Source organism: Pseudomonas sp. JDS08PS003 (assembly GCF_045013505.1).
In the GTDB taxonomy this organism is placed as follows: domain Bacteria; phylum Pseudomonadota; class Gammaproteobacteria; order Pseudomonadales; family Pseudomonadaceae; genus Aquipseudomonas; species Aquipseudomonas protegens_B.
The window spans coordinates 6,393,276-6,406,484 of the sequence record NZ_CP120724.1; the positions used below are offsets into that span (position 1 = coordinate 6,393,276).

At 59.0% G+C, this 13,209-nt stretch carries 13 protein-coding genes; 11 read left to right on the top strand and 2 right to left on the bottom strand.

The features are described from left to right. The first annotated feature begins 8 nt into the window (after positions 1–8). From P7C00_RS28555 to P7C00_RS28605, 11 genes are all read left to right on the top strand, one after another. On the top strand, positions 9–2,204 hold the full coding sequence (locus P7C00_RS28555) for an ethanolamine ammonia-lyase (protein ID WP_404937746.1): 2,196 nt from the start codon (positions 9–11) through the stop codon (positions 2,202–2,204). A 51-nt stretch (positions 2,205–2,255) separates the two neighbouring features. After that, the gene (locus tag P7C00_RS28560) at positions 2,256–3,650 is read left to right on the top strand and encodes an ethanolamine ammonia-lyase subunit EutB (RefSeq protein WP_404937747.1); all 1,395 of its coding nucleotides are present in this window, start codon (positions 2,256–2,258) and stop codon (positions 3,648–3,650) included. 11 nt (positions 3,651–3,661) lie between these two features. Further along, a complete protein-coding gene (gene eutC / locus P7C00_RS28565; RefSeq protein WP_123724370.1) occupies positions 3,662–4,486 on the top strand; it encodes an ethanolamine ammonia-lyase subunit EutC in 825 nt (274 codons plus the stop codon). A 106-nt stretch (positions 4,487–4,592) separates the two neighbouring features. Then, positions 4,593–5,051: a GNAT family N-acetyltransferase gene (locus tag P7C00_RS28570; protein ID WP_346635655.1), complete on the top strand. Its 459-nt coding sequence runs from the start codon at positions 4,593–4,595 to the stop codon at positions 5,049–5,051. 236 nt (positions 5,052–5,287) lie between these two features. Further along, a complete protein-coding gene (locus tag P7C00_RS28575; RefSeq protein ID WP_402893361.1) occupies positions 5,288–5,944 on the top strand; it encodes a DedA family protein in 657 nt (218 codons plus the stop codon). A gap of 5 nt (positions 5,945–5,949) precedes the next feature. Beyond that, the gene (locus tag P7C00_RS28580) at positions 5,950–6,762 is read left to right on the top strand and encodes a M90 family metallopeptidase (RefSeq protein ID WP_346635652.1); all 813 of its coding nucleotides are present in this window, start codon (positions 5,950–5,952) and stop codon (positions 6,760–6,762) included. A gap of 239 nt (positions 6,763–7,001) precedes the next feature. Beyond that, complete coding sequence (gene ppa, locus P7C00_RS28585) at positions 7,002–7,529, top strand: inorganic diphosphatase (protein ID WP_011063696.1); 528 nt, start codon at positions 7,002–7,004, stop codon at positions 7,527–7,529. Positions 7,530–7,985: 456 nt separating this feature from the next. After that, positions 7,986–8,489: a hypothetical protein gene (locus P7C00_RS28590; RefSeq protein ID WP_404937748.1), complete on the top strand. Its 504-nt coding sequence runs from the start codon at positions 7,986–7,988 to the stop codon at positions 8,487–8,489. 138 nt (positions 8,490–8,627) lie between these two features. Continuing rightward, a complete protein-coding gene (locus P7C00_RS28595; RefSeq protein ID WP_346635649.1) occupies positions 8,628–9,803 on the top strand; it encodes a GGDEF domain-containing protein in 1,176 nt (391 codons plus the stop codon). A 167-nt stretch (positions 9,804–9,970) separates the two neighbouring features. Further along, positions 9,971–10,342: a CHAP domain-containing protein gene (locus P7C00_RS28600; RefSeq protein WP_346635648.1), complete on the top strand. Its 372-nt coding sequence runs from the start codon at positions 9,971–9,973 to the stop codon at positions 10,340–10,342. Positions 10,343–10,352: 10 nt separating this feature from the next. Further along, the gene (locus tag P7C00_RS28605) at positions 10,353–10,802 is read left to right on the top strand and encodes a DUF3828 domain-containing protein (RefSeq protein ID WP_404937749.1); all 450 of its coding nucleotides are present in this window, start codon (positions 10,353–10,355) and stop codon (positions 10,800–10,802) included. Between the two features lie 189 nt (positions 10,803–10,991). Here the strand turns inward: P7C00_RS28605 and P7C00_RS28610 are convergent, their stop codons facing one another. Further along, on the bottom strand, positions 10,992–12,296 hold the full coding sequence (locus P7C00_RS28610; protein ID WP_404937750.1) for a glycosyltransferase family 4 protein: 1,305 nt from the start codon (positions 12,294–12,296) through the stop codon (positions 10,992–10,994). Positions 12,297–12,342: 46 nt separating this feature from the next. Continuing rightward, on the bottom strand, positions 12,343–13,101 hold the full coding sequence (locus P7C00_RS28615) for a class I SAM-dependent methyltransferase (RefSeq protein ID WP_404937751.1): 759 nt from the start codon (positions 13,099–13,101) through the stop codon (positions 12,343–12,345). Positions 13,102–13,209 lie beyond the last annotated feature (108 nt).

Sequence of the window (13,209 nt, forward strand, 5' to 3'; positions counted from 1 at the left end):
GTCTTGCCATGTCACTCACCGCACTGCAGCACATCCGCCTTCCCGAAGTGCTTGCCGAACAGGCCTACAGCACCCGGGTGCTGGACCGCGAAATAGGCTTCGCCAGCCTCAAGGCGGTGCTCGGCGCCGCCGACATCAGCAAGGCCGGGGACCGGGTGGCGGGGCTCGCGGCTGCAGATGAAATCACCCGCGAGGCGGCGCGCAAGGTGCTCTCCGAGCTGACCCTGGATCACTATTTCCAGCATCCGCTGACAGACCGCCACGGCCGCATCGACAGTGTCATGCAGGTCAACTACGACATCGACCCCAGCGTCTTTGGCGAGATCGCCGACCTGACCCTGGGCGCCCTGAAAGATCGCCTGTTGCGCAGCCATGGCACCGAAATACGCCGCATCGGCACGGCCCTGACCGGGGTCATGGTGGCTGCCCTGGCCAAGCTGCTGGATGTCCACGAACTGATCCTGCTGTCGAAAAAGCTCAAGAGCGGCGCGGCGGCCAAGGCCAGGACCCTGGTGGGCCTGCCCGGTACTCTGTCGTCGCGGCTGCAGCCCAACCATCCCACCGACAACCTCAGCGGCATCACCCTACTGGTCTACACCGGCCTGAGCATGGGCTCGGGGGACGCGTTGATCGGCCTCAACCCGGCCATCGACACCGTGGACAACATCAGCGCCACCCTGCACCACCTGGACAAGTTACGCCGGGAAACCGGAGCACCGACGCAGATCTGCGTGCTCTCCCACATCAAGACCCAGTTGGCCTGCCTCGACCAGGGCGCCCCGGTGGAAATCATGTTCCAGAGCCTGGCCGGGACCGAGCGCACCCTGACCGACGAGTTCGACGTCACCGTGCAGCTGCTGGATCAGGCCTGGCAGACCATGACCGAACGTGGCCCGCTGCGCGATGTTGCGGAAAACTTCATGTACTTCGAGACCGGCCAGGGCAGCGAGCTGACCTACGGCAAGCACGAAGGCATCGACATGACCACGTGCGAAGCCCTGTGCTACGGGCTGGCCCGGCGCTATCGGCCATACATGGTGAATAACGTCACCGGTTTCATCGGCCCGGAAACCCACCTCGACAACTTCGAGATGACCTATTCCTGCCTGCAGGACCAGTTCATGGGCAAGCTGCTGGGCCTGCCCATGGGCATGGCGCCCTGCTACACCCTGCATTCCCAGGTGACCCTGGAAGGCCAGCAGATGGCCACTGAATTGCTGACTGCCGCAGGCGCCAACTTCTTCATGGACGTGTACCTGAGCACCGACCGCATGCTCGCCTACTTCGACACCAGCGCCCACGACAACCAGACCCTGCGAGAAGTCCACGACCTGGCGCCGGCCCCGGAATACTTGCGCTGGGCCCTGGGCAAGGGGATTTTCCAGGAGGACGCCCACGGCAACGTGGAGCGCGGGCCGAACTGGGGCAATCCGCGGATCTTCTGCGCATCGGACATCGACTTCCAGCGCCTGCTGGAATCCACCCCGGCCACCTACGGCTTCGACAATGCCGGCCCACGCCCGGCCAACACGGTGTCGCGGACCGTGCGCGCCAACCTCGCGGTGGCCCGAGAGGCGATCTACGTCGACCTGCGCCCCAGCGAAATCGGCGCCATTGCCCTGCGCGAGCTGCGTACCGCTGCCCCGGACAAGCTGGCTCACCTGCAAGACCCGGAGCTGGGCGCGCGACTGACCGAGGAAGTGCTGCGGCGCCTTAAACCGGAATACAACGACGTGCAGATCGTGATTTCCGACGGCCTCAGTGCCGAGGCCATCCACCACAACATTCCCGAGTTGCTGCCGGTGCTGATGGACGGCCTGCAGAGTCGCGAACTGCGCATCGGCCAGCCGATCCTCGCGCCCTATGGCCGGGTCAAGCTGGCGGAGTCGGTGGGCGAAGCCCTGCAACCGCAACTGATCATCGTGCTGATCGGCGAGCGTCCCGGCGGCGATGCCCTGGCCTCGCGCAGCATGTCCGCCTACCTGGGCTACCGCCTGCCGGACGACCAGGCCCGCCGCGCCGCCGCCCAGTTCAGCGGCAACCCGGACATTCGCTATGAATACACCGTGATCTCGAACATCTACAGCGGTGGCCTGCCACCGCTGGAAGGCGGCAGTCTGGTGGCGGAAAAGGCCTTTGCCATCCTCCACCACCGGGCTGCCGGAAACCGTCTGGAAAACCTGCTGAAGAAGGTGGCATCCTGATGATCCGCCAGCACTCGGCAACGCCCCTACATCGTTGAAACGGAGACTGAGATGGCCCAATTTTCCCACAGCGTAGGTTCTCAGACCTATCGCTTCGACAGCCTCAAGGAAGTCATGGCCAAGGCCAGCCCGGCCCGTTCCGGAGATTTTCTGGCCGGGGTCGCCGCCCTCAACGACGGCGAACGTGTCGCTGCCCAGATGACCCTGGCGGATATCCCCCTCAAGCACTTTCTCGAAGAAGTGCTGATTCCCTATGAGTCCGACGAAGTCACCCGACTGATCATCGACAGCCATGACAAGCAGGCTTTTGCCACCGTCAGCCACCTCACCGTTGGCGGTTTTCGCGACTGGCTGCTCAGTGACGCCGCCGACGAGCAGAGCCTGCGGGCACTGGCGCCGGGCCTGACCCCGGAAATGGCCGCCGCGGTGTCGAAGATCATGCGCGTGCAGGACCTGATCCTGGTGGCGCAGAAGATTCGCGTGGTGACAAAGTTTCGCGGCACCCTGGGCCTGCGCGGGCGCCTGTCCACCCGCCTGCAACCCAACCACCCCACCGACGAGCCGGCCGGCATCGCCGCGAGCATTCTCGACGGCCTGCTGTACGGCAACGGCGATGCGATGATCGGCATCAACCCGGCCACCGACAGCATCGCCTCGATCTGCGCCATGCTGGAAATGCTCGACGCCATCATCCAGCGCTACGAGATCCCCACCCAGGCCTGCGTGCTGACCCACGTCACCACCTCCATCGAAGCGATCAATCGCGGTGTCCCCCTGGATCTGGTGTTCCAGTCGATTGCCGGCACTGAAGCCGCCAACGCCAGCTTCGGTATCAACCTCAACGTGCTCCAGGAGGGCTATGAGGCAGGCCTGAGCCTGAACCGCGGCACCCTCGGGCAGAACCTGATGTACTTCGAGACCGGCCAGGGCAGCGCCTTGTCGGCCAACGCCCACTTCGGCATCGACCAGCAGACCTGTGAAACCCGCGCCTATGCCGTGGCCCGGCACTTCAAGCCGTTCCTGGTGAATACCGTGGTGGGGTTCATCGGTCCCGAGTACCTGTACAACGGCAAGCAGATCATCCGCGCCGGCCTTGAGGACCACTTCTGCGGCAAGTTGCTGGGCGTGCCCATGGGTTGCGACATCTGCTACACCAACCACGCCGAAGCCGATCAGGACGACATGGATAACCTGCTGACCCTGCTGGGCGTGGCCGGAATCAACTTCATCATGGGCATCCCCGGCTCCGACGACATCATGCTCAACTACCAGACCACGTCCTTCCACGACGCGCTCTATGCTCGCCAGACCCTGGGCCTGAAACCTGCACCCGAGTTCGAGCAATGGCTGGCCAAGACCGGCATCTTCACCCAGGCCGACGGCAAGGTGCATTTCGGCAACAACCTGCCACCGGCTTTCCGCCAGGCACTGGCCCAGTTGGGATAAGGAACAGGCTCATGCAAAAACATCCGACCGACTCGCAAAACCCCTGGCTGGAATTGCGTCGCCTGACCCCCGCGCGCATTGCCCTGGGCCGCACCGGCACCAGCCTGCCGACCGGCGCCCAGCTGGACTTCCAGTTCGCCCACGCTCAGGCCCGGGATGCCGTGCACCTGCCCTTCGACCACGCCGGCCTGAGCACCCAGTTGGCCGAGCGTGGACGTGACAGCCTGCTGGTCCACAGCGCCGCCACCGATCGCCACAGCTACCTGCAACGGCCCGACCTGGGACGTCGGCTCAGCGATGACTCGGCCCAGGCCCTGCGGGACTATGCCAGCGCTCATCCCGGCGGAGTCGACCTGGCGGTGGTGGTGGCCGATGGCCTGTCGGCCCTGGCGGTGCATCGCCACACCCTGCCCTTTCTGGCGCGCATGGAAGAACAGACCGCAGCCGAAGGCTGGTCGCTGTCGCCGGTAATCCTGGTGGAACAGGGTCGCGTAGCGGTAGCCGACGAGATTGGCGAGCTGCTGGGGGCGAAAATGACCGTGATCCTGATCGGTGAGCGTCCTGGGCTCAGTTCTCCCGACAGCCTGGGGCTGTACTTCACCTACCAGCCGAAAGTCGGGCTCACCGACGCCTATCGCAACTGCATCTCCAACGTGCGCCTGGAAGGCCTGAGTTATGGCATGGCCGCCCACCGCCTGCTGTACTTGATGCGTGAAGCCTGCCGCCGGCAATTGTCGGGGGTGAACCTCAAAGACGAAGCGCAAGTGCAGACCCTGGACAGCGACTCAACGGCGGACATGAAGGGCAACTTCCTTCTGGGACCACCCCAAGCGTGATTTTGCAAGACGATTGCGCTTTTTCGCCGCTTTGGGCAGCATCGGAACACGGCTGCCCGAGTCATCCAACCTGTGCCGTCACATCCACTTGAAGTTGAGAGCCACCATGCGGATTACTCAAGCAACCCTCGAGCACCTGGATCTGTTGACCCCGTTATTCGTCAAGTACCGCGAATTCTATGGCGCCCTGCCTTACCCGGACTCGTCCCGGGCCTTTCTGGAAAAGCGCCTGCGACGCAAGGAATCGGTGATCTACCTGGCCCTGGCCGATGATGACAGCAGCAAATTGCTGGGTTTTTGCCAGCTGTACCCGAGCTTTTCTTCCCTGTCTCTGAAGCGTGTATGGATTCTCAACGACATCTACGTCGCTGAAGATGCTCGGCGTCAGCTGGTGGCCGACAACCTGATGCGTACCGCGAAGAAGATGGCCAAGGAAACCAACGCTGTTCGCCTGCGAGTGTCCACCAGTAGCAACAACGCCGTGGCGCAGAAAACCTACGAGTCCATGGGCTTTCGCGAAGACAGCGAGTTCAAGAACTACATCCTGCCCCTCAGCGATAGCTGATCTCACTGACGGCGGCCTAAGGGCCGCCTTATCCCCTCAGGCCAGGGAAAATCCCAGGCAGCCTGCCACGCTGAGCGCGCCGAAACGCCCCGCTACAATCTGAACACGCATTTCACCTATCAGCCTTTATAATGCCGACCCTTTCGAGTCGTAAGAAAATCTACACATCCTTGTAGTCCCTTTCTCCGAGTCATCGCACAGGCCTGCCAAGCCAGGCTGTCACCACAGGTGCCCCCATGGATTTCAACCCGATCGACCTAATCCTTCATCTCGATGTTTATCTCGACATGCTGGTGACCAACTACGGGCCCTGGATCTACGCCATCCTGTTTCTGGTGATTTTCTGTGAAACCGGCCTGGTGGTGACCCCGTTCCTGCCCGGGGACTCCCTGCTGTTCATCGCCGGCGCAGTAGCCGCAGGCGGCGGCATGGACCCAGTGCTGCTGGGCGGCCTGCTGATGCTGGCGGCGATCCTCGGTGACAGCACCAACTATGTGATCGGGCGAACAGCGGGCGAACGGCTGTTCAGCAACCCCAATTCGAAGATCTTCCGTCGCGACTACCTGCAGAAAACCCACGATTTCTATGAAAAGCACGGTGGCAAGACCGTAACCCTGGCGCGCTTCCTGCCGATCATCCGTACCTTTGCCCCCTTCGTTGCCGGCGTGGCCCGCATGCCCTACCCACGATTCTTCGCTTTCAGCGTGATCGGCACCATTCTCTGGGTCGGCGGTCTGGTGACCCTGGGCTACTTCTTCGGCAATGTGCCGTTCATCAAGAAGAATCTGTCGTTGCTAGTGGTGGCCATCATCCTCCTGTCCCTGGTGCCGATGATCATTGGCGTGCTGCGCAGCCGCTTCGGCCGTAGCGCTGAAAAAGCCGAAACCCGCTAAACACCATGTGGTCCCTCAGTGCCTGGCGCCGCAAGCGCCGGCTGGCCAAGCACCCGGTCAGCGATGAAACCTGGCAGCGGGTGCGCCAGCACCTACCCTTCCTCGACGGCATCAGCGTCGCCGAGGACCAGTGGCTACGAGAGGCCAGCGTGCTGTTTCTCGACGACAAGCACCTCACCGCCTTGCCCGGGGTCGAACTGCACCAGGAACAGCGCCTGCTGCTGGCCGCCCAGGCGCAGCTACCGCTGCTGCACCTGGGCGACCTGAACTGGTATCAGGGCTTTCACGAAATCATTCTTTACCCCGACGATTTCCTCAGCCCTCAACGTCATCGCGACGCCAGCGGTATCGAGCACGAATGGGATGGCGAACACAGCGGTGAAGCCTGGCAGCAGGGCCCGATCATCCTCGCCTGGCCCGGGGTGCTGGCCAGTGGCGGTTGGGAAGCCTACAACCTGGTGATCCACGAACTGGCCCACAAGCTGGACATGCTCAACGGCGACGCCAATGGCCTGCCGCCGCTGCACAGCGACATGCGGGTCAGCGACTGGGCGCAGGTGATGCAAAGTGCCTACGACGATCTCAACCGTCAGCTCGACCATGACCCGGACACAGAAACCGCCATCGATCCCTACGCGGCGGAAAACCCTGCGGAGTTCTTCGCCGTCACCAGCGAATACTTCTTCAGTGCCCCGGATTTGCTCGTGGCGGCCTATCCAAAAGTCTATGAACAGTTGCAGCTGTTTTATCGGCAGAATCCATTGGCCCGACTGCAGCAACTTCAAGCTGAAGATCCGGTCTATCAAACGCACCATTAATGTCCTGTCGCGCTGATACGTTGTTCATCTGAAGGCCGGTTGAAAGACCACTGCCACGCCTGCCGACCGATGGCAAAACCGCCGGTCGCACGGTCCGCCCGAACACGTCTGCGAGACAGTACAACCAAGGTTCTACGACCCTTGGCACGTAGCAACGGTTGCGGAGTATGTCTATAATCGCCGCCACTTTTTGGTCAATCCGGCCAAGTCACTTGGTCAACTAACGGGGGCAACGCCCAATGAGCTACAGCAAGATTCCGGCGGGCAAAGACCTGCCGAACGACATCTACGTCGCTATCGAAATCCCGGCCAACCACGCGCCGATCAAGTACGAAATCGACAAAGACAGCGACTGCCTGTTCGTTGACCGTTTCATGGCCACCCCCATGTTCTACCCGGCCAACTACGGCTTCATCCCCAACACCCTGGCTGACGACGGCGACCCCCTCGACGTGCTGGTCGTGACCCCGTACCCAGTAGCGCCAGGCTCGGTGATCCGCGCCCGCCCAGTGGGCATCCTGAACATGACCGACGACGGCGGCGGCGACGCCAAGGTCATCGCAGTACCACACGACAAGCTGTCCCAGCTGTACGTCGATGTGAAGGAATACACCGACCTGCCAGCCCTGCTGCTGGAACAGATCAAGCACTTCTTCGAGAACTACAAAGACCTCGAAAAAGGCAAGTGGGTGAAGATCGACGGTTGGGGCAATGCCGATGCAGCCCGCGCCGAGATCCTGAAGTCGGTTGCCGCCTATAAAGGCTAAGAAGCCGCTGCAAGCTTCGAGCAACACGCCTCAAGAAAGAACCCCGGTTATCCGGGGTTTTTTTATGCCCGCACACCGCAGCATCGCCTGCAGGAGCCGGCTTGCCGGTGAAAAGCCTCTTCCGGCAACCACGCATCCAGCAACACATTCCCCACACTTTTTACCGCCTCAAGGCCTCTGGATAGCGCTTCGCACTGGGAATTGCCGACGAATATGCGTATGCTGCGCCCCACATTTGCGCATCGACCCCTCAGGCGGTCAGATCGCCCGACGAAGCGGATGACTTTCCTGCCCAGTCCCACAGCCAGCCGCAAGAGCTGGGTGTACGTTTTGAAGGCTGGTGCGGTTTACCAAAAATGAACCAAGCCAGTCCCCGAGAAGCCGGCCACAAGCCGGCTTTTTAATGCCTGAAACCCGGGGACGGGAAGGCTCGGCCACTTCGACAACAGGTGCAGGATGCACGACCTACGCAGCTTTGCCGCCCCCCTGGAATCCAAGCCCGAAGCACCGGCCATGAACCCCAGCCTGGTCCTCCAGCAGCCCGTGCGGCGGACCATGAAAAGCGCAATGGTTGCCACGTTTGCAGCCCTTGGCCTCAGCGGCTGCGTGGGCGCCTGGGTGGATATGCCCTACATGCAAGTGTCGAAAACCGAGGCTCACCAAAGGCTCATCGGCAACTCCATGAAGCCGGTTGTCACCCACACGCAAAAGAGCACGCCCGAACGCCAGTGGTGTGGCACCACCCTCTTGGTCGTGATCCTGCCAATTCCACTCAAGCTGCCAGTCTGCGAGTCCTACAGCGCCACCGCCTATGGCGACGATATCAATGGCGTCGAAGTGCCGCTGCTGTACACAAATCGGAAAATCAGTTCGGATTTCTACGCTTGTGGTCCGTTCATGTTTCTCGGACCGATCGCGCACGGCTACCAGGGCAACGCGGTCTGCGGCGTATTTCGCTAGACCGGGCACTTCCTGCAGCAACATCCACCAAGGCCCGGAAGTTCTCGCTACAATCGCGCCCACTGATGGCAATTCGCCCGCTTCCGGCCGCGGCTTTGCTTCCCCGCCCTTGAACGCGACATCACGAGAACCCCGGACATGGCCCTGCATATCCCCACCCTGCTGGTCGTCTCGGTGTTCATTTTCTTCCTCATGAGCCTGCTGACCTTCCACGCCTGGCGGCAGGAACCCCGCGAGCGCCCGCTGGCCTACCTCGGCGGCATGATGCTGCTGGCCGCGGCAGGGATGGTGCTGGTGAGCCTGCGCGACATGGGCATGGACTGCGTACCGAAAGTGCTCGGCAACGTGGTCCTGCTGCTGAGCGCCGGTCTCAACTGGACGGCGATGCGAGTGTTCGCCGGGCGTTCGCCCCATGCTCCGGGCATGCTCGCCGGGGCCGGCATCTGGCTGGTCCTGTGCATGGTGCCTGCGTTCTATCAGTCGATGACGGTTCGGGTGTCGGTGTATTCGCTGCTGACGGCCAGTTATGGCCTGCTGACCATGCTGGAGTTCTGGCGCAGCCGCCGGCAGTTGGAAGTCGCCTATATGCCTGCCCTGGCCCTGACCCTGCTGCACACCACGTTCTACAGCGTGCGTGCCGTCATTGACCAGGGCCTGGCGATGGATCAGGCGCTGAAAGGCTACGGCGCCGGAGTGCCACTGTTCTCGTTCATGTTGTTCGAGTCGATGCTGTATGTGATCGGCATTGCCTACGTCACCCTGTGCATGGTCAAGGAGCGGGTGGAGTTGCGCTTCAAGGCGGCGGCCTTCAGCGACGCCCTGACGGGCATTGGTAACCGCCGGGCGTTCATGGTCCATGGCGAGCAGATGCTGCTCGAATGCCAGCGCCGAGGCGCGCCAATGGCCTTGTTGCTGTGCGACCTTGATCATTTCAAGCGCCTGAACGACGCCTTCGGCCATCAGACCGGGGACCAGGCGCTGATCGCCTTCAGCCGGGTGCTCTCAGAAACCCTGCGCGAGAAAGACGTGTTTGCCCGCATCGGCGGTGAAGAGTTCGCTTGCCTCCTGGAGTCGACCGATGAGCAGTCCGCCGTGCTGGTGGCCGAACGGATTCGCCAAGCATTTGCACGATTGCCTCTGCTGAAGCCAGGGCTACTCAGTGTCAGCATCGGCGTGGTAACCAGTGAAACCCAGGGCTACGACCTGCCGCGCTTGCTCTCCCTGGCCGATGAAGCGCTGTATGGCGCCAAAGACCGAGGGCGCAACCGGGTGCAAACGGCATCGCGCAGCGCCCTTGAGTTACAGCCCGGCTGAATGGTTGAGGCCTCCTTTGCCGGCTTTGACTCAGCGCGGTTTTACCGGTCAGAACGATAACTGTGATGCGCTCCCCAAAGCCCGAAAATAAGGCACTTAGCCAGTATTTCCGGCGCCCCTGCGCAAGCATAAACTCGCCGCTCTCCAGGACTCTCGGATGACAAGGAATGTGGAATAAACAAGCCGCTATCAGTCACTTGAACGCGCACGCTCACGCCGGCAGTACCGGACGCTGCGCGGCCTACACCCGCCAGGCGATCGAAGCCGGTGGCGGTGGGGTGATTTTGCACAGGAAGCACTCGGCCAAGGATTTCGGCTCATCATTGACCTCCGCCGGGTTTATCGAGCAACCGGCCGGCCAGACGCCTGCAGCAGGCGACGTGGTCATCATCCAGCCCATTGCCGGGCATCCCCACGGCCACATGGCGATGTTCAACGGCAAGCTCTGGGTGTCAGACTTCAAGCAACTGCACGGTTTTTACCCGGGACATTCCTATCGGGTGCACAAGCCTGCCTACAAAATCTATCGCCATCCGTAAGGGGTTCCCCATGAGAATGCTGTTCTGCTCGCTGCTGGCAGCGGTCGCCATGCATCAGTCGGTCGCCCTGGCCGACTGCGCCAGCTCGCCAAAAACCGCCACTCAGGCGTTCTACAGCTGGTACCTGCAAACCTTCAGCGAAGACAAGGACCCTCTGACCGACAACGTCCCAGAGATGAAGAAGTACGTCTCTGACTCGCTGATCGCCAAGATCAAGAAACAGATGGCCAGCCCCGACGGCCTGGAAGAGGACTACTTCCTCAAGGCCCAGGACTACATGGACGAGTGGCTGACCCAGATCAAGGTCAGCGAACCGCAGATCCAGGGCTCCAGCGCCAAGGAGCAGGTAACGCTGGGCAGTACCCCGGATACCACACAGATCGTCGATGTACGGATGATCAAGGACAAGGGTTGCTGGAAGATTGATGAAGTGATTTCCACGACTGACCAGAGCGACTGATTCTGGTGAACGTACAGGCCGTGGAATTTCACGGCCTGGTATCCTAAACGGGCGAGTGCTTCAGGCAGCTAGTCATCATCCATCTATCACTCCACCGAGCAACTCAATTATCAGGGTTAATGGGCTACTCAGTATCACTTACAAAATAAATGCTCAGAACACCAACCCCCTTGGCCAGCTCATAGCATCTCAGTGTGTAGCGTCCCTGAAAACACTGGCATAAGCAGCCACCATCTCATTAAAAGTTGTCATCTGCGATATGATCTGCAAGGAGTTTTCGGCCATTCGCAAACGTTGCTTGTCATCATCTACTAACAGTTCGATTTGCTTTGCCAACAAACTCGTATCGCCCGGTGAATAGAACAGCGCATTTAGGCCCTCAACTACTTGTTCCAACACCCCGAATACGGGGGTAGTGATAATTGGCAACCCAAAAAGCATGGCTTCAAGCACCACACGAGGAAAACTTTCAACCCTTGAACTAAGAACAAAAATATCAGCCGCCGCGTAGAAAGAGTCTATCGACTCAGTCGCAGGAATAGTCAGAATACAACTACGAAGTCCGCTGGGAAGTGCATTGCAAGCGCTTTTAATAGCATCGGCATAGCCACCACGATCATCTCCGACTAACACTATCTTAACCCGGTTAGAAACTGTATCTGATAACTGGGAAAGAGCCTCGACCAAATCCATCTGGCCCTTCCTTTCGCACAATGTGCCCACACACAAAATCACTATAGAGTTGGCACTCAAACCTAAAGCATCACGGCAACGCGCTTTCTCAGCAAGATCCCTGCAACGATCAAAACGATTGGGATTTATTCCATTATGAATGACTGTAAAACTATTCTGCTCATCAAAATCCGACCAGACCTTTCGCGTGGCATGCGCAACAAATACGACGCGTCTAGGCAGTCCGATCGCAGCAATCGCACGCTGCGCAACCGGGTCAGGCAAAAAGCGGAAGTAACTGTTCCAAGGTTCACTCTCGCGAGGGTTCCATACTGAAGGTACGCCAGCATGTTCTGCGGCCAGAATCGCCGGAAAGTTTAAAAGAGTATTTACAAAAACCAAGTCAGTCTCGCGCTCACTGATAAGTAAAGCTAGGCGCTCGACTTCAACGTTCAACTTTTTAAACGTTGAAATTTTATGCAGTATTCCTGGAAGCACTGTTACCTTAATCCCGTGCGAAATATATTCAGCACGCAGCGGGCCGTCCTCGAAGGCAAAAACCTCTGGAATGATTTCTTGGCAATGAAACAAACCAATAACAAGTTCCTTTAAACTTATTGACGCTCCCTCATAGCAAAGATTATGAGAAAACACTATGACTTTTATTGGTACTTTTTGACCCGAAAACCTGCTATATCGCTGGCTAGCTGGCCGAACCTTCGTCACTAACATACTGGGGCGAGGGACTACTCCACGCCACCCTAGCGACAACTTTAAACGATGAATCAACCAAGTTATATCAGCGGAAATCAAACGCAGCATTAACCGAACTATCCGTGACTCGCTCAAGCGCAATACCTCAAAACGCCTATTTAGGGTGAACTACATAAATCACACAGGCGCTACCAAGAAATTTGGAAAGCACTTGCCGCAGGCTTAATGATAGCTTTGTCCCTAACACCATATGCCCAGTATAGAAAAGTCCCGCAGAAGTAGCCTCTTGAATTGAGAAACCTTGGCTCAGGAAATGCTTAACCCAGTGACTTGAACTAAAAGTTACTATTTCGCTAACAGCATTACCGGTCTCACCGTGACGCGGAACGATTGCATAGTGTTTCACTGTCCCGGCCATCAATCGTGCCACACTCATTGCATCAGAAAGTGCACGCCTTGAAAGGCCTCTGGGAAACAAACGAGGAGCCAAACAGCATAGCCGCTGAAAAAGCTCTATGTAGTGTGCAATATTAGTCCAAAAACGCCATGCGCCCGTTGGCATGAGATGCACACAAATACCATTAGGCTTCAAAACCCTCTTAATCTCTGCTTGGAGATATGGCAAATCAAGAACATGCTCTAGAACATTTGAAGAGAACACCACATCAAAGTTATTCTCTGGAAAAGGAATATTCCGACCATCGTAAGGCTGAACCGGAAACTCACCTTGGCCCGCATAGTTCGAGTCAGGTATATCAATTGAGTCAACGATAAAGCCATCCTCAGCCAAACGTTTTGCCTGATATCCCGTACCCCCGCCAATCTCGAGCACTCGACTCCCCGGAGGGAGTCGGGCGACAATCTTGTTATACTCGTATTCGCGTATTACATGTAAAAATTCAATGCTAAACATTAGCTAACAGCCTTTAAGTTATAGTTCAGCAGTATGTACTGCTACCTCAGCATATACACCAATACCAGAGCCCAACCAAGGCGACGACTTGAAAACACTGAAAAGCCC

Bases quoted from the DNA above. Each gene is read 5' to 3' on its own strand.
- P7C00_RS28575 (WP_402893361.1), top strand. From the start codon at position 5,288: ATGGATTTCAACCCGATCGACCTAATCCTTCATCTCGATGTTTATCTC.
- P7C00_RS28555 (WP_404937746.1), top strand. From the start codon at position 9: ATGTCACTCACCGCACTGCAGCACATCCGCCTTCCCGAAGTGCTTGCC.
- eutC (WP_123724370.1), top strand. From the start codon at position 3,662: ATGCAAAAACATCCGACCGACTCGCAAAACCCCTGGCTGGAATTGCGT.
- P7C00_RS28570 (WP_346635655.1), top strand. From the start codon at position 4,593: ATGCGGATTACTCAAGCAACCCTCGAGCACCTGGATCTGTTGACCCCG.
- P7C00_RS28580 (WP_346635652.1), top strand. From the start codon at position 5,950: ATGTGGTCCCTCAGTGCCTGGCGCCGCAAGCGCCGGCTGGCCAAGCAC.
- P7C00_RS28605 (WP_404937749.1), top strand. From the start codon at position 10,353: ATGAGAATGCTGTTCTGCTCGCTGCTGGCAGCGGTCGCCATGCATCAG.
- ppa (WP_011063696.1), top strand. From the start codon at position 7,002: ATGAGCTACAGCAAGATTCCGGCGGGCAAAGACCTGCCGAACGACATC.
- P7C00_RS28560 (WP_404937747.1), top strand. From the start codon at position 2,256: ATGGCCCAATTTTCCCACAGCGTAGGTTCTCAGACCTATCGCTTCGAC.
- P7C00_RS28600 (WP_346635648.1), top strand. From the start codon at position 9,971: ATGTGGAATAAACAAGCCGCTATCAGTCACTTGAACGCGCACGCTCAC.
- P7C00_RS28610 (WP_404937750.1), bottom strand. From the start codon at position 12,296: ATGCTGCGTTTGATTTCCGCTGATATAACTTGGTTGATTCATCGTTTA.
- P7C00_RS28595 (WP_346635649.1), top strand. From the start codon at position 8,628: ATGGCCCTGCATATCCCCACCCTGCTGGTCGTCTCGGTGTTCATTTTC.
- P7C00_RS28615 (WP_404937751.1), bottom strand. From the start codon at position 13,101: ATGTTTAGCATTGAATTTTTACATGTAATACGCGAATACGAGTATAAC.
- P7C00_RS28590 (WP_404937748.1), top strand. From the start codon at position 7,986: ATGCACGACCTACGCAGCTTTGCCGCCCCCCTGGAATCCAAGCCCGAA.